Source organism: Enterobacter cloacae complex sp. XAL002 (assembly GCF_049236805.1).
GTDB lineage: Bacteria > Pseudomonadota > Gammaproteobacteria > Enterobacterales > Enterobacteriaceae > Enterobacter > Enterobacter intestinihominis.
Genome location: NZ_JBMKJN010000017.1, coordinates 83,438 through 104,285 on the forward strand (window position 1 = coordinate 83,438; position 20,848 = coordinate 104,285).

The window sequence follows — 20,848 nt, forward strand, 5'->3', positions numbered from 1 at the left end:
TCTCCTTTCGCCGTGGAAAAGTAACTGTAGCGGGAAAGAGAAAGTTTAGCTATGCGCCAGATTCAGCTTAGAGAAAGGAAAGGCCCGAATCGCAATATCGGGCCATAAGACGATCAGCCAGCCTGCTGCTCTTCTCCGGAATTCACTTCGACAACCTCAACCTTGCTGGATTTTAGGTGACTTTGCAGCGCCGGGCCGGGCAGCTCATCGGTGAACAGCGCCGTCGCCTGCGCCACGTTGCCAATTTCAACCGCCGCGGAGGCGTGGTATTTCGTATGATCGGCCGCCAGTAAAATGTGGCGGGAGTGGGCAATCATGGTTTTCACCACGCTGGCTTCGTTAACGTCAAATTCCATCATCGCGCCGTCGTGCTCTATCGCCCCCACGCTGGTCACGAGGTAGTCCGCCCGGAAGCCAGACACAAACGCCGTTGCCGCAGGCCCGATAATGCCGCCGTTATGCGGGCGCAGCGTACCGCCAGGTACCATCACCTCAAAACGCGGGTTCTTATAAAGAATGTGCGCCACCCGCAGGCTGTTGGTGATGATGCGCAGATGATTATGATTAAGCAGTGCCCGGGCAACGTGCTCCACGGTCGTCCCGATAGTGATAAAGATGGTCGAGCCATCCGGGATATAGTCCGCAATCGCTTCGGCAATCGCCCGTTTCTCTTCGGTAAGCGAGACTTCACGCTGTTCGAACGCCGTGTTGACCACGCTGGATGCCCTGCCCGCGCCGCCGTGATGACGGGTGATCAGCCCCTGCTCGCTGAGCTTGCGGATATCCCGGCGCACGGTTTGCGTCGACACATCCAACAGCTGCGCCAGTTCATCAATGTTCATATAGCCGCGATCGGCAATCAGCGTCAGCAGCTGATCGTGACGCGGGTTGCCGGTCAGTTCGGTAAGGCTCATGGGCTGTCCTCTGAAAACCATCACGCCCCGCATTTTATACAAAAAGTGACAAAAAAGAGCGGGTTTGATCACAGTCGGGTATACCCGCGCGCCCGCCGGGCTTTGTGCATTTCAGTGCTGCGACGGCGCTGGCAAAACGCACGGCGTCTGCGGCGGGCAATTTCTGCCCCAGGCTGACCGCCAGCGCACCGTGGAACACGTCGCCCGCGCCGGTGGTATCAATGACGTTCACTTCAAAACCAGGCTGATGACATAGCGCGCCGTTTTCCAGCCAGAAACAGCCGTCTCGCCCCTGCGTAACATACACATGTCCATTTGTGAGCATTTGTGCTTTTTTTAATGCGTCTTCTGTTTCATCCAACTGCGTTAAACGCCGCAGTCCCGGCGCAGAGAAGGCCGCGTGATCGCTTAAGGCGATCAGCTCCGCGATATCCTGCGGGGTAACATCCGCATCCAGCAACGTCGGAACGCCCTGCTGACGGGCCAGGGTAAATGCCTGTTTTGCCCCGTCATGCCAGCGCACGTCGGCTAAGACAATGTCCCACTGAGAGAAGTCGATTTCATGCAGCCAGCCTGCCTCGGCGGGCAGATCGGGGCTGGGGTAGTTAGCAATCACTCTTTCCCCACCTGCGTCCACCAGCACCGCCGATTGCGACGATCGGGCTCCCTTAACTACGCGCGTATAGCGGGTGTTCACCCCCAGGGATTCCAGCTCCGCAAGCAACCGTCTGCCGGTATCGTCGTCCCCCACCCGACCAATAAAATCCACTTCCGCGCCCAGTTTCGCGACTGCCACTGCCGCCGTTGCCGCCGGGCCGCCGCCCACTTCCGTATAGTCTTTTGCGACATATTTCCCACCTTCTTTCGGTAAATCATCGAGATACCAGATGCGATCCAGCACGGTAATGCCGACACAAACGATGCGAGTCATGGTGATTCCTTCTGCGATTTCTGATGCCTTCATTTTAATTTCACCAAATGTTTAAAAAGTGACCCGTGTCAATTTTTTGACTATAAATTACAAATACGATCAAAAACAGACACTACAAACGCGCAAAAATTGACACGATGTGACAGGAGAGAGGCATGTCAGCAATCGCATTTATCGGCTTAGGACAGATGGGCGCGCCCATGGCGAAGAATCTGTTGAAACAGGGCCACCAGCTTAACGTTTTTGATGTGAACCCGCAGGCGGTTCAGGCGCTGGTAGAGAGCGGCGCCCGGGCGGCGGCTACGCCCGCACAGGCAGCAACGGACGCGGAATTCGTGATTACCATGCTGCCAAACGGCGACCTGGTGCGCAGCGTGCTGTTCGGCGAGCACGGCGTGTGCGAAGGATTATCCCGCGACGCGCTGGTCATTGATATGTCCACCATTCACCCGCTGCAAACCGACGCGCTGATCCGCGACATGGCTGAGCAAGGCTTCAGCCTGATGGACGTGCCCGTCGGACGCACCTCTGACCATGCCATCGCCGGTACGCTGCTCCTGCTGGCAGGCGGCACGGCAGAGCAGGTTGAGCGCGCCATCCCGGTATTAATGGCGATGGGTAATGAACTGATTAACGCCGGCGGGCCGGGAATGGGCATCCGCGTCAAGCTCATCAATAACTACATGAGCATCGCCCTGAACGCCCTTTCCGCCGAGGCCGCCGTACTGTGCGAAGCGCTTGGCCTCTCCTTTGACGTGGCGCTCAAGGTGATGAGCGGCACACCTGCGGGCAAAGGCCACTTCACCACGTCATGGCCGAACAAGGTGCTGAAAGGGGATCTTTCACCCGCCTTCATGATCGACCTTGCGCATAAGGATCTGGGGATCGCCCTCGACGTGGCCAACCAGCTGCATGTCCCAATGCCGCTGGGCGCGGCTTCACGCGAAGTTTACAACCAGGCACGCGCCGCCGGGCGCGGGCGCGAAGACTGGACAGCCATTCTTGAACAGGTTCGCGCATCTGCCGGGCTGAAAAAATCACACTGATACGAAAGGACTGAGGAATGACGATGTACACCCTGAAAGATATCACCCGACCTTCCGGCGGTTTTGCGATGCTGGCCGTGGATCAGCGCGAAGCGATGCGCCTGATGTTTGCGGCGGCAGGCGCGCCGGTACCGGTAACCGACCAGCACCTGACCGATTTTAAGGTCAACGCGGCAAAAATTCTGTCGCCGTACGCCTCTGCCATTCTCGTCGACCAGCAGTTCTGCTATCGCCAGATTGTCGAGCAGCGGGCCGTGGCCAAAAGCTGCGCGATGATTGTGGCAGCCGACGAGTTTATTCCGGGGAACGGTATTCCGGTCGACAGCGTGGTGATCGATAAGAGCATTGACGCGCAGGCGGTCAAACGCGACGGCGGCAAGGCGCTGAAGCTGCTGGTGCTGTGGCGCAGCGATGAAGATCCGCAGCAGCGCCTGGAGATGGTGAAAGCGTTCAATACGCTGTGCCACGATAACGGTCTGTTGAGCATTATCGAGCCGGTTGTGCGTCCACCGCGCCGCGGCGCCGCGTTTGACCGCGAGCAGGCGATTATCGATGCGGCCAAAGAGCTGGGCGACAGCGGTGCCGACCTCTACAAAGTGGAAATGCCGCTGTTTGGTAAGGGCACGCAGCAGGAGCTGCTGGCGGCCTCGCAGAAGCTGCACGAGAACATCGCCATGCCGTGGGTGATCCTCTCCTCCGGCGTGGACGATAAGTTATTCCCGCGCGCGGTGAGCGTGGCGATGCAGGCGGGGGCATCGGGCTTTTTAGCCGGTCGCGCCGTCTGGTCCTCTGTGATTGGCCTGCCGGACACCGAGCTGATGCTGCGTGATATTTCCGTACCAAAACTTCAGCGTCTGGGTGAGATCGTCGACGAAATGATGGCTCGCCGTTAAGAAAGGATCCGAACATGAAATGGTTTAACACCCTGAGCCATAACCGCTGGCTCGAACAAGAGACCGACCGCATTCTCGATTTCGGTAAAAACGCCGCCGTACCGACCGGCTTTGGCTGGCTGGGCAATAACGGGCAGGTGCGTAGCGATATGGGCACCCATCTGTGGATCACCGCCCGCATGCTGCACGTTTACGCGGTGGCGGCGAACATGGGACGTCCTGGTGCGTACGCCCTGGTTGAGCACGGCATTAATGCCCTGAACGGTCCGCTGCGCGACAAGCAGCACGGTGGCTGGTACGCCTGCGTAAACGATGAAGGCGTGATTGATGCGTCCAAGCAGGGCTATCAGCATTTCTTCGTCCTGCTGGGCGCGGCGAGCGCCGTCACCACCGGCCATCCGCAGGCACGCAAGTTGCTGGACGACGCCATCGAGGTGATTGAGCGCTACTTCTGGAGCGAACAGGAGCAGATGTGCCTGGAGTCCTGGGATGAAGCCTTCAGCAAAACGGAAGATTACCGCGGCGGTAACGCCAACATGCACGCCGTGGAAGCCTTCCTGATCGTTTATGACGTGACCCACGACCGTAAATGGCTCGACCGCGCCCTGCGCATCGCCTCGGTGATTATTCACGACGTGGCGCGCAAAGGGGAGTACCGCGTTAACGAGCATTTCGACACCAACTGGAACCCGATCCGCGACTACAACATCGATAACCCCGCCCACCGCTTCCGCGCCTACGGCGGCACGCCGGGGCACTGGATTGAGTGGGGTCGCCTGATGCTGCACCTGCGCGCCGCCCTGGAAGCGCGCTTTGAAACCCCGCCGGAATGGCTGCTGGAAGATGCGAAAGGCCTGTTCCACGCCACCATCCGGGACGCCTGGGCACCCGACGGGGCCGATGGATTTGTCTACTCCGTGGGCTGGGACGGCAAGCCAATCGTCCGCGAACGCGTGCGCTGGCCAATCGTCGAAGCGATGGGTACGGCTTACGCGCTCTACACCGTCACCGGTGAGGCGCAGTACGAAGCCTGGTATCAGAAGTGGTGGGATTACTGCATCAAGTACCTGATGGATTACGAAAACGGTTCATGGTGGCAGGAGCTGGACACCAATAACGAAGTGACCACCAAAGTCTGGGACGGCAAGCAGGATATTTACCATCTGCTGCACTGCCTGGTGATCCCCCGCCTGCCGCTGGCGCCGGGCTTAGCGCCTGCCGTAGCCGCCGGATTACTGGATAGCCTGGCCAAATAATAAAGACGGAGTTTTTATGCGTACCCTACACAATATTGACCTGAAAAATAACGAAAGTGGTTTTACCCTGCGCTGGCAGGACCGTCTGATTTTATCCCACTCTGCGGATGCCCCTTGCCTGTGGATCGGCGCAGGTGAGGCGGATATCGAGATGTTTCGCGGCAACTTCAGCATCAAAGACAAGCTCAACGAAAAGATTGCCCTGACGAACGCGACCGTTACGCAGCAAAGCGCGGGCTGGGCAATCCGCTTTACCCGCGGCGACGCGGTGAGCGCGACACTGCTGGTGGGCGTAGATGCTGAAGGCCGTCTGGAGCTGAAGCTGAAAAATGACGCCGCCAGCCATAACCGCATCTGGCTGCGGCTGGCAGCTCAGCCTGACGATCATATTTACGGCTGCGGCGAGCAGTTCTCGTATTTCGATCTGCGCGGCAAGCCGTTTCCGCTGTGGACCAGCGAGCAGGGCGTGGGCCGCAATAAGCAGACCTATGTCACCTGGCAGGCCGACTGCAAAGAGAACGCAGGCGGCGATTACTACTGGACCTTCTTCCCGCAGCCTACCTTCGTGAGCACCCAGAAGTACTACTGCCACGTGGATAACAGCTGTTATATGAACTTCGACTTCAGCGCGCCGGACTTCCACGAGCTGGCGTTCTGGGAAGATAACGCCACGCTGCGCTTCGAATGCGCAGAAACCTACGTCGATCTGCTGGAAAAACTGACCGGCCTGCTGGGGCGTCAGCCTGAACTGCCGGACTGGGTTTACGACGGCGTGACGCTGGGTATTCAGGGTGGCACCGAGGTGTGTCAGCAGAAGCTCGACGCCATGCGCGAGGGCGGCGTGAAGGTCAACGGCATCTGGGCGCAGGACTGGTCCGGCATCCGGATGACCTCCTTCGGCAAACGCGTGATGTGGAACTGGAAGTGGAACAGCGCGCTCTATCCGCAGCTTGATGAGCGGATTGCGCAGTGGAAACAGGAGGGCGTGCAGTTCCTCTCCTATATCAACCCGTACGTCGCCAGCGATAAAGATCTCTGCGAAGAGGCGGCGAAACGCGGCTATCTGACCAAAAACGCCAACGGCGAGGATTACCACGTTGAGTTCGGCGAGTTCTACGCAGGCGTTATCGACCTGACCAACCCGGCAGCCTACGGCTGGTACAAAGAGGTCATCAAAAAGAACCTGATCGAACTGGGCTGCGGCGGCTGGATGGCCGATTTCGGGGAATATCTGCCGACCGATACCTTCCTGCACAACGGCGTTAGCGCGGAGATCATGCATAACGCCTGGCCTGCCCTGTGGGCGAAATGTAACTACGAAGCACTGGAGGAGACCGGCAAGCTCGGGGAGATCCTGTTCTTCATGCGCGCGGGCTACACCGGCAGCCAGAAGCACTCGGTGATGATGTGGGCGGGGGATCAGAACGTCGACTGGAGCCTGGACGACGGTCTGGCGTCCGTCGTACCGGCGGCGCTGTCTCTGGCGATGACCGGGCACGGGCTGCACCACAGCGACATTGGCGGCTATACGACGCTGTTCGAGATGAAGCGCAGCAAAGAGCTGCTGCTGCGCTGGTGCGATTTCAGCGCCTTTACGCCGATGATGCGTACCCACGAGGGCAATCGCCCTGGCGACAACTGGCAGTTCGACGGCGACGCCGAAACCATCGCGCACTTCGCGCGCATGACCACCGTGTTCACCACCCTGAAGCCGTATATCAAAGCTGCGGTTGCGCAGAACGCGAAAAGCGGCCTGCCGGTGATGCGTCCGCTGTTCCTGCACTACGAGGACGACGCGCGCGCCTACACGCTGAAATACCAGTACCTGTTTGGCCGCGATCTGCTGGTGGCGCCGGTTCATGAAGAGGGACGCCGCGACTGGTCGCTCTATCTGCCGCAGGACAACTGGGTCAATGCGTGGACGGGGGAAATCTGCCGGGGCGGTGACGTGACCGTTGATGCCCCGCTCGGCAAACCGCCGGTCTTCTATCGCCAGCAAAGCGAATGGGTAGATCTGTTTAGCACCTTACGTCATATCTGATAAGGCTCGCCCGCGGGGAAACCTGCGGGCAGACGGAGAACAATAATGAGTCAACATACTTCTGACCCGGCAACCCTGCGCCTGCCGTTTAAAGAAAAACTCGCCTACGGGATGGGCGATCTCGGCTCTAACATCCTGCTGGATATCGGCACGCTGTATCTGCTGAAGTTCTACACCGACGTGCTGGGACTGCCCGGTACCTACGGGGGGATTATCTTCCTGATTGCGAAGTTTTTTACCGCCTTCACCGATATGGGCACCGGGATCATGCTCGACTCCCGGCGCAAGATTGGCCCGAAAGGGAAATTCCGCCCGTTCGTGCTGTATGCAGCCTTCCCTGTGACGCTGCTGGCGATTGCCAACTTCGTCGGCACACCGTTTGAGATGACCGGCAAAACGGTGATGGCAACGGTGCTGTTCATGCTGTACGGCTTGTTCTTCAGCATGATGAACTGCTCTTATGGCGCGATGGTGCCCGCCATTACCAAAAACCCGGACGAGCGAGCCTCGCTGGCGGCCTGGCGTCAGGGCGGCGCCACGCTCGGCCTGCTGCTCTGTACGGTGGGCTTTGTCCCGGTGATGAACCTCATTGAGGGCAATGACCAGCTTGGCTACATCTTTGCCGCCACCCTCTTCTCGCTGTTCGGGTTGTTCTTTATGTGGTGGTGCTATAAGGGCGTAACCGAGCGTTACGTTGAGACGCAACCTGCTAACCCGGCGCAGAAACCGGGGCTGTTGCAGTCGTTTCGCGCCATCGCCGGGAACCGTCCGCTGTTTATCCTGTGCATCGCTAACCTGTGCACGCTGGGTGCCTTTAACGTCAAACTCGCCATTCAGGTCTACTACACGCAGTACGTGCTGAACGACCCGATCCTGCTGTCGTACATGGGCTTCTTCAGCATGGGCTGTATTTTTATCGGCGTCTTTATGATGCCTGGCGCGGTGCGGCGCTTTGGTAAGAAAAAGGTCTATATCAGCGGGCTGGCAATTTGGGTGGCAGGCGATCTGCTTAACTACTTCTTTGGCGGCGGCTCGGTGAGCTTTGTGGCGTTCTCCTGTCTGGCGTTCTTCGGTTCCGCGTTCGTGAACAGCCTGAACTGGGCGCTGGTCTCCGATACCGTGGAGTACGGCGAGTGGCGCACCGGCGTACGCTCCGAGGGGACGGTCTATACCGGCTTTACCTTCTTCCGCAAGGTATCGCAGGCGCTGGCGGGCTTCTTCCCGGGGATCATGCTTACGCAGATTGGCTATGTGCCCAACGTGGTGCAATCCGCCAGCACGGTTGAAGGGCTGCGGCAGCTGATATTTATCTACCCGAGCCTGCTGGCGGTCATCACCATCGTGGCGATGGGCTGCTTCTACAACCTCAACGAGAAGATGTATGTGCGCATCGTGGAAGAAATTGAGCTGCGCAAACGTACGGCATAAATGACGTGATTGAGCGCCCTGCGGGGCGCTTTGAGGATCGACCATGACACACAATACTGATCCGTTAACCCTGAAATTGAGCCTGCGAGAGAAGTGCGCCTACGGGATGGGCGATTTTGGCTCGAACCTGATGCTCTGTATTGGCACGCTGTATCTGCTGAAGTTTTACACGGACGAGCTGGGCATGCCCGCGTTCTACGGCGGCATCATTTTTCTGGTCGCCAAGTTCTTTACCGCGTTTACCGACATGCTGACCGGGGTGCTGCTGGACTCCCGGCGTAATATCGGCGCGCGGGGGAAATTCCGGCCATTCATTCTCTACGCCTCCGTCCCGGTGGCGCTGGTGGCCACGGCGCAGTTTATGGCCAACGACTTTAGCCTGACGGTGAAAACGGCCCTCGCCACCGTGCTCTTCATGATGTTTGGCCTCTGCTACAGCCTGATGAACTGCGCCTACGGTGCAATGGTTCCGGCCATCACCAAAAACCCGAACGAGCGCGCGCAGCTTGCGGCGTGGCGTCAGGGCGGCGCAACGGTAGGACTGTTGCTCTGCACCGTCGGCTTTATGCCGATTCAGGCGCTGTTCGTCAGCCAGCCCTCACTCGGCTATCTGGTGGCCGCGCTGGTGTTCGTCACCGGGGGGCTGTTCTGCATGTGGTGGTGCTACAGCGGGGTGAAAGAGCGCTACGTCGAGCTTACGCCCGATCACCATAAGCCCGGCATTCTGAAATCATTCTGCGCAATTTTCCGCAATCCGCCGCTGCTGGTGCTGTGCATCGCCAACCTCTGTACCCTCGCCGCGTTTAACATCAAGCTGGCGATTCAGGTCTATTACACCCAGTATGTGCTGAACGATCTGCATCTCCTGTCGTGGATGGGCTTTTTCAGCATGGGCTGCATTCTGATTGGCGTGTTTCTGGTGCCCGGTGCGGTAAAGCGCTTTGGCAAGAAACCGGTCTATCTGGGCGGGCTGGCGCTGTGGGCGGTGGGCGACGTGCTGAATTTCTTCTGGGGGACCAGCTCCCTGCTGTTTGTGCTCTTTTCCTGCATGGCCTTCTTCGGCACGGCGTTTGTGAACAGCCTGAACTGGGCGCTGGTGCCGGATACGGTTGATTACGGCGAGTGGAAAACCGGGATTCGCGCCGAAGGGTCGGTGTATACCGGCTATACCTTCTCGCGCAAAATCTCCGCTGCGCTCGCCGGTTTTCTGCCCGGCATCATGCTGACCCAGATTGGCTACGTTCCCCATGCCGTGCAGAGCGCGGGCACGCTGCTGGGTTTGCGTCAGCTGATTTTCCTCTGGCCGTGCGGCCTGGCGATCGTTGCTGCCGTGACCATGGGGCTGTTTTATAAACTCAACGAAGCGCGCTTCGCCTTTATTATCGAGGAGATTGGAAAACGGAAAAAACAGACAGCAAATACCCCTGAGATAACCACCAACAATAAAGCGTCAGCAGTCACTTTATAACTATAAATCCGGCCAATATGTCCTTCCTGTTAATCAGGAGGGAGGCCTTTCTGTACCTGATACATGGACAAATTATGAATAGAATCATCACCGTACTGATCGTGTCGTCTGTGTCCTGCCCGGTTTTTGCCGGGGCCTATGTCGAAACGCGCGAAGCGTACAATACGGCCTCTGAGCTGCACGAGGTGATCCTGCGTGCGGGCTATAACTTCGATATGGGCGCGGGGCTGATGTTCACCAACGCTTATAACGTGGGGAAATGGGACGAACTGAAGCACAGCTATAACGAAATCGAGGGTTGGTATCCGCTCTTCAAACCGACCGACAAACTCACCTTCCAGCCCGGCGGGTTAATTAACGACAGCAGCGCAGGATCGGGTGGAGCACTCTATTTAGATACTAACTATAAATTTACGGACTGGTTTAATCTGACGTTCCGCTATCGCTATAACCATAACAATTACGATACGCCGGACTATAACGGACAGATGGATAAAAACGACACGCACGAATTCGCCAACTACTGGAATTTCAAAGTGACGGATGCGTTTTTCTACACCTTTGAGCCGCACTTTTTCCAGCGGGTGAATGATTACCACAGCAAAAATGGCAAAGATCATCACTGGGAAATTACCAACAAGTTCAGCTATAAAATCGACAGAAACTGGCTGCCGTACTTCGAACTCCAGTGGCTGGACCGATGGAATGATTACAACCGCGAGCAGTACCGGATTCGGTTAGGGTTACGTTATTCCTTCTAATAAAAAAGCCGCTGATCGCTCAGCGGCTTTTCGTTGCCGGGTGGCGCTTGCGCTTTACCCGGCCTACGGCATAACCGAATTACTCTTCTTTCGCACCGCGCATAGCACGTTTACGATCGTTCTCGGTCAGGTGACGTTTACGGATACGAATTGACTGAGGCGTCACTTCTACCAGTTCGTCATCATCGATGAATTCCAGAGCCTGCTCCAGCGTCATCTTGATCGGTGGAACCAGAACCGTCGCTTCGTCAGTACCGGACGCACGCATGTTGGTCAGTTTCTTACCGGTCAGGCAGTTTACCGTCAGGTCGTTAGAACGGCTGTGAATACCGATGATCTGGCCTTCGTAAACTTCAGCACCGTGACCCAGGAACAGCTTACCGCGATCCTGCAGACCGAACAGCGCAAACGCAACCGCTTTACCCTGACCGTTGGAGATCAGTACGCCGTTGTTACGCTGGCCCACTTCGCCAGGACGGATGTCGTCATAGTGGCTGAAGGTGGAGTACAGCAGGCCGGTACCGGAGGTCATGGTCATGAACTCAGAACGGAAGCCGATCAGGCCACGGCTTGGGATCACGTAGTCGAGACGTACGCGGCCTTTGCCATCTGGATTCATGTTTTTCAGGTCGCCTTTACGCTCACCCAGTGCCTGCATGACAGAACCCTGGTGCTGCTCTTCAACGTCCAGCGTGACGTTTTCGAACGGCTCTTGTTTACGGCCATCGATTTCGCGGAAGATAACTTTCGGACGGGATACCGCCATCTCGAAACCTTCACGACGCATGTTCTCAATCAGAACAGACAGGTGCAGCTCACCACGACCGGAAACGCGGAATGCATCAGCGTCTTCGGTTTCTTCAACGCGCAGCGCAACGTTGTGCACCAGCTCTTTGTTCAGGCGGTCAAGGATCTGACGAGAGGTAACGAACTTACCTTCTTTACCACAGAACGGAGAGGTGTTGACGTTGAAGAACATGGATACGGTTGGTTCATCAACGGACAGGGCTGGCAGCGCTTCGACGTTCTGCGGATCGCAGATGGTATCGGAGATGTTCAGTTCACCCAGACCGGTGATAGCGATGATGTCGCCCGCTTCAGCGATGTCGCTCTCGATACGCTCAAGACCCAGGTGAGTCAGTACTTTACCGACTTTACCGTTACGGGTTTTGCCTTCGCTATCGATGATAGTGACCTGCTGGTTAGGCTTCACTTTACCGCGCTTGATACGACCAATGCCGATTACGCCAACATAGTTGTTGTAGTCGAGCTGGGAGATCTGCATTTGCAGGGTGCCTTCCAGGTCAACGTTTGGCGCAGGAACGCGGTCAACAATCGTCTGGTACAGCGGAGTCATGTCTTCCGCCATGTCTTCGTGATCCAGACCGGCGATACCGTTCAGCGCAGACGCATAAACGATAGGGAAGTCCAGCTGTTCGTCAGTCGCGTCGAGGTTAACGAACAGGTCGAAGACCTGGTCAACAACCCAGTCAGGACGCGCGCCAGGACGGTCAACCTTGTTGATCACAACGATAGGTTTCAGGCCGTGGGCAAATGCTTTTTTGGTCACGAAGCGCGTTTGCGGCATAGGGCCATCAAATGCGTCAACCACCAGCAGCACGGAATCCACCATGGACATCACGCGCTCAACTTCACCACCGAAGTCGGCGTGCCCTGGGGTATCAACGATGTTGATACGGTAGTCATTCCATTTGATAGCGGTGTTTTTGGCGAGGATGGTAATCCCACGCTCTTTCTCCAAATCGTTGGAGTCCATCACACGCTCTTGAGTTTCGGCACGAGCATCAAACGTACCGGACTGCTGTAGCAGCTTGTCAACCAGGGTAGTTTTACCATGGTCGACGTGCGCGATGATGGCGATATTACGCAATTTTTCGATCACAACTTTGCCTCAGGCATTTAGAAATAGCGCGTTATTGTACACGGATTAATCGCACTACAAAACAGGATCACAAACATCCCCCGCAAACAAGTATTGCAGAGATGCTTTGTGATCGCTTTCACGGAGCGGTAAAAGGGCACTTTAACGTAAATTGCACCAATATGGTGCTCAATGTTCACACTGAAGCACTATAATGGTGCAACGAATCCAATGTGGTGCAGCCCTTCTGCACTATGGTGCGCATGATAACGCCTTTTTGGGGTGTTTTAAAAGTTGGCACAGATTTCGCTTTACAGAAATACAGTAAAAATATGGCAGCCCAGCCGATTTGAAGACCTCGTTACCACGACGACAATGACCAATCTGGAGAGTTAAGTATGTCCGCTGAACACGTTTTGACGATGCTGAACGAACATGAAGTGAAGTTTGTTGATCTGCGCTTCACCGATACCAAAGGTAAAGAACAGCACGTCACGATCCCTGCTCATCAGGTGAACGCCGAATTCTTTGAAGAAGGCAAAATGTTTGACGGCTCCTCCATTGGCGGCTGGAAAGGCATTAACGAATCCGACATGGTTCTGATGCCAGATGCAACCACTGCGCTCATTGACCCGTTCTACGAAGAACCTACGCTGATCATCCGCTGCGATATCCTGGAACCTGGCACGCTGCAAGGCTATGACCGTGACCCACGCTCCATCGCAAAACGCGCTGAAGAGTACCTGCGTTCTACCGGTATTGCAGACACCGTTCTGTTCGGGCCAGAGCCAGAGTTCTTCCTGTTCGACGACATCCGTTTTGGTGCTTCCATTTCTGGTTCCCACGTCGCTATCGATGACATCGAAGGCGCATGGAACTCTTCCACCAAGTACGAAGGTGGTAACAAAGGTCACCGTCCGGGCGTGAAAGGCGGTTACTTCCCGGTTCCTCCGGTCGATTCTTCTCAGGACATCCGTTCTACCATGTGTCTGATCATGGAAGAGATGGGCCTGGTTGTTGAAGCGCACCACCACGAAGTGGCAACGGCTGGCCAGAACGAGATCGCTACCCGCTTCAACACCATGACCAAAAAAGCGGATGAGATTCAGATCTACAAATACGTTGTACACAACGTTGCGCACCGTTTCGGTAAAACCGCGACCTTCATGCCAAAACCAATGTTTGGCGACAACGGTTCCGGCATGCACTGCCACATGTCCCTGTCCAAGAACGGCACTAACCTGTTCTCTGGCGACAAGTACGCGGGTCTGTCCGAGCAGGCGCTGCACTACATCGGTGGTGTTATCAAACACGCTAAAGCGATCAACGCCCTGGCGAACCCAACCACTAACTCCTACAAGCGTCTGGTCCCTGGCTACGAAGCACCAGTAATGCTGGCGTACTCTGCCCGTAACCGTTCTGCTTCTATCCGTATCCCGGTGGTTGCGTCTCCGAAAGCGCGTCGTATCGAAGTGCGCTTCCCGGACCCGGCGGCTAACCCATACCTGTGCTTCGCAGCACTGCTGATGGCCGGTCTGGACGGTATCAAGAACAAGATCCACCCGGGCGAAGCCATGGACAAAAACCTGTACGACCTGCCGCCAGAAGAAGCGAAAGAGATCCCACAGGTTGCCGGCTCTCTGGAAGAAGCCCTCCAGGCGCTGGACGCAGACCGCGAGTTCCTGACCGCTGGCGGCGTGTTCACCGATGAAGCTATCGACGCTTACATCGCGCTGCGTACCGAAGAAAACGACCGCGTTCGCATGACGCCGCACCCGGTTGAGTTCGAACTGTACTACAGCGTTTAATTGATTTGTTTTACCCGGCGCATACGCGTCGGGAGTCGTTGCCGTGGAAACTTTAGCCCATCTTCGGATGGGCTTTTTTCTCCACCAACAACCTGATCTCACGCGCTTTTTACCTCTAAAACGCTATACTGCACTATAATAGTGCAACGACTCCAGGAGACTGCTGAATGGCAACTGGCACGCTGCCCGATGCTGGGCAGATCCTCAATTCTTTAATTAACAGTATTTTGCTGGTCGACGACGAGCTGGCGGTGCATTACGCCAACCCGGCGGCGCAGCAGCTGCTCGCCCAAAGCGCCCGTAAACTATTTGGCACGCCGCTGCCGGAACTGCTGAGCTATTTCTCGCTGAATATTGGCCTGATGCAGGAGAGTTTGCAGGCGGGTCAGGGCTTCACCGATAACGAAGTGACGCTGGTGATTGACGGACGCTCGCATATTTTGTCCCTCACCGCACAGCGTCTGCCAGATGGCATGATTCTGCTGGAAATGGCGCCGATGGATAACCAGCGTCGTCTCAGCCAGGAGCAGCTTCAGCATGCGCAGCAGATTGCGGCGCGCGACCTGGTTCGCGGGCTGGCCCATGAGATCAAAAACCCGCTGGGCGGCTTACGCGGTGCGGCACAGCTTCTGACCAAAGCGCTGCCTGACCCTGCCCTGGCGGAGTATACCAACGTCATTATTGAGCAGGCGGACCGTCTGCGTAATCTGGTCGATCGCCTGCTCGGGCCGCAGCAGCCAGGGATGCACGTTTCAGAAAGCATTCACAAGGTCGCGGAGCGGGTGGTGAAACTCGTCTCGATGGAGCTGCCGGATAACGTCACGCTGGTGCGTGACTATGACCCAAGCCTGCCGGAGCTGGCGCACGATCCGGACCAGATTGAACAGGTGCTGTTGAACATTGTGCGTAACGCGTTGCAGGCGCTGGGCCCGGAGGGTGGCGAAATTATTCTGCGTACCCGCACCGCGTTCCAGTTGACGCTGCACGGCGTACGTTATCGTCTGGCAGCACGTATTGATGTGGAAGATAACGGACCGGGGATCCCGCCGCATCTCCAGGACACCCTGTTCTACCCGATGGTCAGCGGTCGCGAAGGCGGCACCGGGCTGGGGTTATCCATAGCCCGAAATTTGATTGACCAACACTCCGGCAAAATTGAATTTACCAGTTGGCCGGGACATACCGAGTTTTCGGTTTTCCTGCCGATTAAAAAATAAAGGTGACGTTTATGCAACGAGGGATAGTCTGGGTAGTCGATGACGATAGCTCCATCCGTTGGGTGCTTGAACGCGCGCTCACAGGAGCGGGATTAAGCTGCACGACGTTTGAGAGTGGCAGCGAGGTGCTCGACGCACTCACCACCAAAACGCCGGACGTTCTGCTCTCGGATATTCGCATGCCGGGAATGGACGGACTGGCGCTCTTAAAGCAGATCAAACAGCGCCACCCTATGCTTCCGGTCATCATAATGACCGCCCACTCCGACCTGGATGCTGCCGTCAGCGCGTACCAGCAGGGCGCGTTTGATTACCTGCCAAAACCGTTTGATATCGACGAAGCCGTTGCGCTGGTTGAGCGCGCTATCAGCCACTATCAGGAGCAACAGCAGCCCCGCAATGCCCCCGACTTTGGACCGACGACGGACATCATCGGTGAAGCGCCGGCCATGCAGGACGTGTTTCGCATCATCGGGCGTCTGTCGCGTTCGTCTATCAGCGTCTTGATTAACGGTGAATCAGGGACCGGTAAAGAATTGGTCGCACACGCCCTGCATCGCCACAGCCCGCGGGCGAAAGCCCCCTTTATCGCCCTGAACATGGCAGCGATCCCTAAGGATTTAATTGAATCTGAGCTGTTCGGCCACGAAAAAGGGGCGTTTACCGGAGCCAATACCATTCGTCAGGGACGCTTTGAACAGGCTGACGGCGGCACGCTTTTCCTGGATGAAATCGGCGATATGCCGCTGGATGTACAGACCCGACTGTTGCGCGTGCTGGCAGATGGACAGTTTTACCGCGTGGGCGGGTATGCGCCGGTGAAGGTGGACGTACGCATTATCGCCGCGACGCACCAGAACCTGGAGCTGCGCGTACAGGAGGGGAAATTCCGTGAGGATTTATTCCATCGTCTGAACGTGATCCGCGTCCACCTGCCGCCGCTGCGCGAGCGTCGGGAAGATATCCCGCGTCTGGCGCGCCATTTCCTGCAGGTGGCGGCCCGCGAGCTGGGCGTGGAAGCCAAGCAGCTTCATCCGGAAACGGATGCCGCCCTCACCCGTCTGGCGTGGCCGGGCAACGTGCGTCAGCTGGAAAACACCTGTCGCTGGCTGACGGTGATGGCCGCCGGCCAGGAAGTGCTGATTCAGGATTTACCGGCAGAACTGTTTGAAGCCACCGTGCCCGAGAGCACCGCAGGACATACGTTGCCGGATAGCTGGGCGACGCTGCTGGCGCAGTGGGCAGATCGCGCGCTGCGTTCCGGTCATCAAAACTTGCTCTCTGAAGCCCAGCCTGAAATGGAGCGCACGCTGTTGACCACCGCGCTTCGTCATACCCAGGGCCACAAACAGGAAGCGGCTCGCCTGTTGGGATGGGGTCGAAACACCCTGACGCGCAAGCTGAAAGAGCTGGGAATGGAGTGATCTTACTCCGCTGTGTAAAGGTTACTAATTGAGCGCAAAGTGCCGTTATTTTGCGCTTTACTGTTCCGATGAGTTTTGTATGATCGTGCCCGGAAACTGGAGGGGTGCATCATGCTGGAATCATTAGTGACCTTGCTTTCGAGCGGTGCAGCAGAAAGCCACACGCCACAAACTGCCGTTGCGGCGGTATTGTGTGCGGCACTGGTTGGGCTGTTTAGCTAACGAGCTGTCGATGAAAAGCCGGGTGGCGGCTTCGCCTTACCCGGCCTACATAGTTGCGAGTTGTAGGCCGGGTAAGCGAAGCGCCTCCCGGCATTGCAACTTAAATCACGCGCGAGAACTGCTGTAAACGCGCTTTCTGGCGCAGATAGGCATCGAAGCACATGCAGATATTACGAATCAACAGACGCCCCTTCGGCGTGACGACCACCGCGCTCTCCGACACATCCACCAGCCCGTCCTTCGCCAGCGGCGCCAGAAGCTTCAGGTCTTCGGCAAAGTAATCGCTGAATTGCAGATCCCATTGCGACTCCACCTCGCGGAATTCGAGACGAAAGTTGCAGATAAGCGCCTTAATCACATCACGACGGATGCAGTCGTCGCGCGTTAACGCAATGCCGCGCCACAGCGCGTTGCCCGTTTCATCAACCTGCTGGTAATACAGCTTCAGCTCTTTTTGGTTCTGGGCGTAGCAGTCGCCAATCATGCTGATAGCGGAGACACCCATTCCGAGCAGATCGGTATCTCCCTGGGTGGTGTATCCCTGGAAGTTACGGTGGAGAACACCTTCGCGCTGGGCAATCGCCAGTTCGTCGTCAGGGCGGGCAAAGTGATCCATCCCGATAAACTGATAGCCGGTTTCGGTCAGCGAGGCGATGGTCTCCTGCAAAATGTCCAGCTTCTGCTGGGCGGAAGGCAGATCCGCATCTTTGATTTTGCGCTGCGCGGCGAACAGCGTCGGCAGGTGCGCATAGTTAAAGACGCTCAGACGGTCCGGGTTGAGCTCAGCCACGCGTTTAAGCGTGTAGGCGAAGCTCTCCGGCGTCTGCTTCGGCAGGCCATAAATCAGGTCTATATTCGTTGAGGTAAAGCCGATTTCACGCGCATGGTTGAGTAAGGCAAAGATAAACGCTTCATCCTGCTCGCGGTTGACCAGGCGCTGTACTTCTTTGTTGAAGTCTTGTACACCCATACTCAGGCGGTTGAAGCCTTCGGCGCGTAAATGATCCAGCACATCCAGCTCGATTTCACGCGGATCGACCTCGATCGAAATTTCAGCGTCGTCGTTAAAACTGAAATTGCCGCGCAGTAGCGCCATCAGGCGGCTGATCTGCGCTTTATTCAGATAGGTTGGCGTACCGCCGCCCCAGTGAAGCTGGCTGACGTGACGGCCTTTAAACAGCGGTGCGCGGTGCAGAATTTCCTGTTCAAGCGCATCGAGGTATTGATCGGCTTTGTGCTGCTGGCGGGTAACGATTTTATTGCAGCCGCAGAAGTAGCAGAGCTTGTGGCAGAACGGAATATGGACGTAGAGCGACAGCGGGCGCTCGGGATAGCGCGCCACAGCATGCTGAAAATCCGCCTCGCCGAAAGCGTCAGAAAACTCCAGCGCGGTGGGGTATGAGGTATAACGCGGCCCGGAATAGTTATATTTCTGGATCAGGGCCAAATCCCAGTCGATAGATGGTACAGACATGCTCACTCCTTCCGTTGGTGTCGCGTTCGTATACGGCGGCCCGTTCTGGTCCCGTTGCGGGCCATCATTCGGGTGCGCAGCCACTTCTGTCGCCGCGACAACCGCCGTAGTTTAACGAATAACCACACCAGATAACATATAACCGGAAGGGTTATAAGCAGGACGAGTGTACCTGCCGGGTGCAAATGTTAGTTTCCACCTTTCAGCAGACGCATCATATCTTCCTGCTTTTCGTCTTCCTCTTCGTCTTCTTCATCATCGTAGGACAGACCCAGCTTCTGCATCAGTTCATCAATGCGATCCAGTTTGGCATCTACCCAGGACTGCTCTTCAGCGGTCAGGGTTTCACCCTCTTCAAGACGTTCCAGCAGCGCATCCAGGCGCTCATCGTTCTCCAGCATATCCAGCTCAGCCTGCGGTGAAAGCATAGGTTTCTCGCTCTTTGGTTTGTGCTGCTTAGTGACCGGCGTGTCTGTCACGCCCAGTGGAATGGGAGTTTTACTGCCGATACGAGGATCTTTCTGCTGTTTGCCTTTTGCAGAAGCGCCTGCGGCACCGCCACCGTTAGCACGGCTACCCGCAGTATGGCCACGATGCTTTTTATCGCGTTTGCGATCGCGCGCTTCCTGATTCAGTTCTTCGCGCGTTTTGCGGCGTGCTTTTGCAGGGCGTTTCGCGCCCGCAGCGGAGGTCGGTTTTTTCATGATGTTTTATCTTTAAGTCGTTTTCTTCAGTATAGAATTGCGGCGAAATCTAGCAGAAAGCAAGCAAAGAAAAAAGGCGACAGAGCAATCTGTCGCCTTTTTTCCTGACTCACAACCCTTAACGGGTCAGACATTCCCTGTTTGCCTTCAACAAACCCTGTTTATCCCTTGGCTACTACCGTCCGTGATACGGTTCCGTTTCCTGTTAAAAACGCCTCCAGGCGCCGGTCGTCCTGACAATCCTGAGTCTTCGCCTCCTGGCGCTCCTGACCCTTATCCTTAAGTCGTTTTCCTGCTGGCATCCTCGCCTTGACGCACACTTTACCTTGTTCTCTTAAACTAACAAGCAACGAAAAGGTACTAAACCGGATTTTCAGATAATTACTCATTAATAACTCTTTGAATTTTAATATTTTGAGTTTTTTAGCGCCTGCGATTTCTCTTAAATTTCTCATACGCTTAAGGGCAGATCTCTTACATTCCGTAGGGCTTTCACTTACACGTCAATGACGAAGGGAAAAGCCTTTCGCCCGCATTCAGGTATAATCCCCCGCAGATTACGATTTTTGGAGACGACCACGTGACTACCTGGAACTACCAACAGACGCATTTTGTCACCAGTGCGCCCGATATTCGCCACCTGCCCTCAGACACAGGGATTGAAGTGGCATTTGCTGGCCGCTCCAATGCGGGAAAATCAAGCGCCCTGAATACGCTGACCAATCAGAAAAACCTGGCGCGTACATCAAAAACACCTGGCCGTACTCAGCTGATTAACCTGTTTGAAGTGGCTGAAGGCAAACGCCTGGTCGATTTACCGGGCTACGGTTACGCGCAGGTACCGGAAGAGATGAAGATCAAATGGCAGCGTGCGCTGGGTGAATACCTGGAAAAACGCATGTGTCTGAAAGGTCTGGTGGTGCTGATGGATATTCGACACCCGCTAAAAGATCTCGACCAGCAGATGATTGACTGGGCGGTGGCAAGCGATATTGCGGTGCTGGTGCTGCTGACAAAAGCGGATAAGCTGGCGAGCGGCGCGCGCAAGGCGCAGGTGAACAAGGTGCGTGAAGCGGTGCTGGCATTCAACGGTGATGTACAGGTTGAACCGTTCTCCTCGCTGAAAAAGCAGGGTGTGGACAAACTGCGACAGAAGCTAGACAGCTGGTTTAACGATCTGGAACCGGCGACAGAAGCGGAAGCAGAGTAACAACAGGCGCGGCGATGACCGCGTTTTTTTCGCCCGAAACTTTCCTTCCCGCAATAAAAAACGCCCCAGTCATTACTGACTGGGGCGGCTAAAATATTCAGCCAAATCCGATTACGTGAAGTAAAAGGTCTGAAAGATAGAACATCTTACCTCTGTACCCTACGTCGTT

Annotated in this window: 18 protein-coding genes; 12 read left to right on the forward strand and 6 right to left on the reverse strand. The window is 56.2% G+C overall.

What is annotated here, in order from left to right:
- Nucleotides 1–113: 113 nt before the first annotated feature.
- Nucleotides 114–914, reverse strand: coding sequence for a DeoR/GlpR family DNA-binding transcription regulator (locus ACOT0L_RS16720; RefSeq protein ID WP_023298924.1), 801 nt, complete (start codon nucleotides 912–914; stop codon nucleotides 114–116).
- 34 nt (nucleotides 915–948) lie between these two features.
- Nucleotides 949–1,845 carry a sugar kinase gene (locus ACOT0L_RS16725; protein WP_126503585.1) on the reverse strand — a complete coding sequence of 299 codons (897 nt, stop codon included), beginning with the start codon at nucleotides 1,843–1,845 and terminating at the stop codon, nucleotides 949–951.
- A 155-nt stretch (nucleotides 1,846–2,000) separates the two neighbouring features.
- Here ACOT0L_RS16725 and yihU point away from each other — a divergent pair, with 155 nt between their 5' ends.
- The 7 genes from yihU (at nucleotide 2,001) to ompL (ending at nucleotide 10,738) form a co-directional block, all read left to right on the forward strand.
- Entirely contained in the window at nucleotides 2,001–2,891 is an 891-nt protein-coding gene (yihU, locus tag ACOT0L_RS16730) for a sulfolactaldehyde 3-reductase (RefSeq protein ID WP_045308727.1), read from the forward strand.
- Nucleotides 2,892–2,908: 17 nt separating this feature from the next.
- Nucleotides 2,909–3,784, forward strand: coding sequence for a sulfofructosephosphate aldolase (yihT, locus tag ACOT0L_RS16735; protein ID WP_058677378.1), 876 nt, complete (start codon nucleotides 2,909–2,911; stop codon nucleotides 3,782–3,784).
- 14 nt (nucleotides 3,785–3,798) lie between these two features.
- The gene (gene yihS, locus ACOT0L_RS16740; RefSeq protein ID WP_022649846.1) at nucleotides 3,799–5,040 is read left to right on the forward strand and encodes a sulfoquinovose isomerase; all 1,242 of its coding nucleotides are present in this window, start codon (nucleotides 3,799–3,801) and stop codon (nucleotides 5,038–5,040) included.
- Nucleotides 5,041–5,056: 16 nt separating this feature from the next.
- Nucleotides 5,057–7,081 (forward strand): alpha-glucosidase, encoded by a 2,025-nt coding sequence (locus tag ACOT0L_RS16745; RefSeq protein ID WP_126503587.1) that lies wholly within the window; start codon nucleotides 5,057–5,059, stop codon nucleotides 7,079–7,081.
- Nucleotides 7,082–7,126: 45 nt separating this feature from the next.
- Complete coding sequence (locus ACOT0L_RS16750) at nucleotides 7,127–8,509, forward strand: MFS transporter (protein ID WP_048966004.1); 1,383 nt, start codon at nucleotides 7,127–7,129, stop codon at nucleotides 8,507–8,509.
- A gap of 43 nt (nucleotides 8,510–8,552) precedes the next feature.
- Nucleotides 8,553–9,977, forward strand: coding sequence for an MFS transporter (locus tag ACOT0L_RS16755; protein WP_022649849.1), 1,425 nt, complete (start codon nucleotides 8,553–8,555; stop codon nucleotides 9,975–9,977).
- A gap of 74 nt (nucleotides 9,978–10,051) precedes the next feature.
- On the forward strand, nucleotides 10,052–10,738 hold the full coding sequence (gene ompL, locus ACOT0L_RS16760) for a porin OmpL (RefSeq protein ID WP_032622016.1): 687 nt from the start codon (nucleotides 10,052–10,054) through the stop codon (nucleotides 10,736–10,738).
- 79 nt (nucleotides 10,739–10,817) lie between these two features.
- Here ompL and typA read toward each other — a convergent pair whose 3' ends face one another.
- Nucleotides 10,818–12,641 carry a ribosome-dependent GTPase TypA gene (gene typA, locus ACOT0L_RS16765; protein ID WP_022649851.1) on the reverse strand — a complete coding sequence of 608 codons (1,824 nt, stop codon included), beginning with the start codon at nucleotides 12,639–12,641 and terminating at the stop codon, nucleotides 10,818–10,820.
- 377 nt (nucleotides 12,642–13,018) lie between these two features.
- Between typA and glnA the strand changes: the two genes are divergently transcribed.
- The 4 genes from glnA to ACOT0L_RS16785 all read left to right on the forward strand — a co-directional run bounded on the left by glnA (nucleotide 13,019) and on the right by ACOT0L_RS16785 (nucleotide 17,291).
- Nucleotides 13,019–14,428, forward strand: coding sequence for a glutamate--ammonia ligase (glnA, locus tag ACOT0L_RS16770; protein ID WP_003861925.1), 1,410 nt, complete (start codon nucleotides 13,019–13,021; stop codon nucleotides 14,426–14,428).
- A 167-nt stretch (nucleotides 14,429–14,595) separates the two neighbouring features.
- A complete protein-coding gene (gene glnL / locus ACOT0L_RS16775; RefSeq protein WP_003861923.1) occupies nucleotides 14,596–15,645 on the forward strand; it encodes a nitrogen regulation protein NR(II) in 1,050 nt (349 codons plus the stop codon).
- Between the two features lie 11 nt (nucleotides 15,646–15,656).
- Nucleotides 15,657–17,069 (forward strand): nitrogen regulation protein NR(I), encoded by a 1,413-nt coding sequence (gene glnG, locus ACOT0L_RS16780; RefSeq protein WP_022649852.1) that lies wholly within the window; start codon nucleotides 15,657–15,659, stop codon nucleotides 17,067–17,069.
- A gap of 111 nt (nucleotides 17,070–17,180) precedes the next feature.
- A complete protein-coding gene (locus tag ACOT0L_RS16785; RefSeq protein WP_017382667.1) occupies nucleotides 17,181–17,291 on the forward strand; it encodes a YshB family small membrane protein in 111 nt (36 codons plus the stop codon).
- A 100-nt stretch (nucleotides 17,292–17,391) separates the two neighbouring features.
- Here the strand turns inward: ACOT0L_RS16785 and hemN are convergent, their stop codons facing one another.
- From hemN to ACOT0L_RS16800, 3 genes are all read right to left on the reverse strand, one after another.
- Nucleotides 17,392–18,765 carry an oxygen-independent coproporphyrinogen III oxidase gene (gene hemN, locus ACOT0L_RS16790; RefSeq protein ID WP_022649853.1) on the reverse strand — a complete coding sequence of 458 codons (1,374 nt, stop codon included), beginning with the start codon at nucleotides 18,763–18,765 and terminating at the stop codon, nucleotides 17,392–17,394.
- Between the two features lie 188 nt (nucleotides 18,766–18,953).
- A complete protein-coding gene (gene yihI / locus ACOT0L_RS16795; protein ID WP_022649854.1) occupies nucleotides 18,954–19,469 on the reverse strand; it encodes a Der GTPase-activating protein YihI in 516 nt (171 codons plus the stop codon).
- 161 nt (nucleotides 19,470–19,630) lie between these two features.
- The gene (locus tag ACOT0L_RS16800; protein ID WP_022649855.1) at nucleotides 19,631–19,858 is read right to left on the reverse strand and encodes a hypothetical protein; all 228 of its coding nucleotides are present in this window, start codon (nucleotides 19,856–19,858) and stop codon (nucleotides 19,631–19,633) included.
- Between the two features lie 191 nt (nucleotides 19,859–20,049).
- Between ACOT0L_RS16800 and yihA the strand changes: the two genes are divergently transcribed.
- On the forward strand, nucleotides 20,050–20,679 hold the full coding sequence (gene yihA, locus ACOT0L_RS16805) for a ribosome biogenesis GTP-binding protein YihA/YsxC (protein ID WP_003861913.1): 630 nt from the start codon (nucleotides 20,050–20,052) through the stop codon (nucleotides 20,677–20,679).
- The last annotated feature ends 169 nt before the right edge of the window (nucleotides 20,680–20,848 follow it).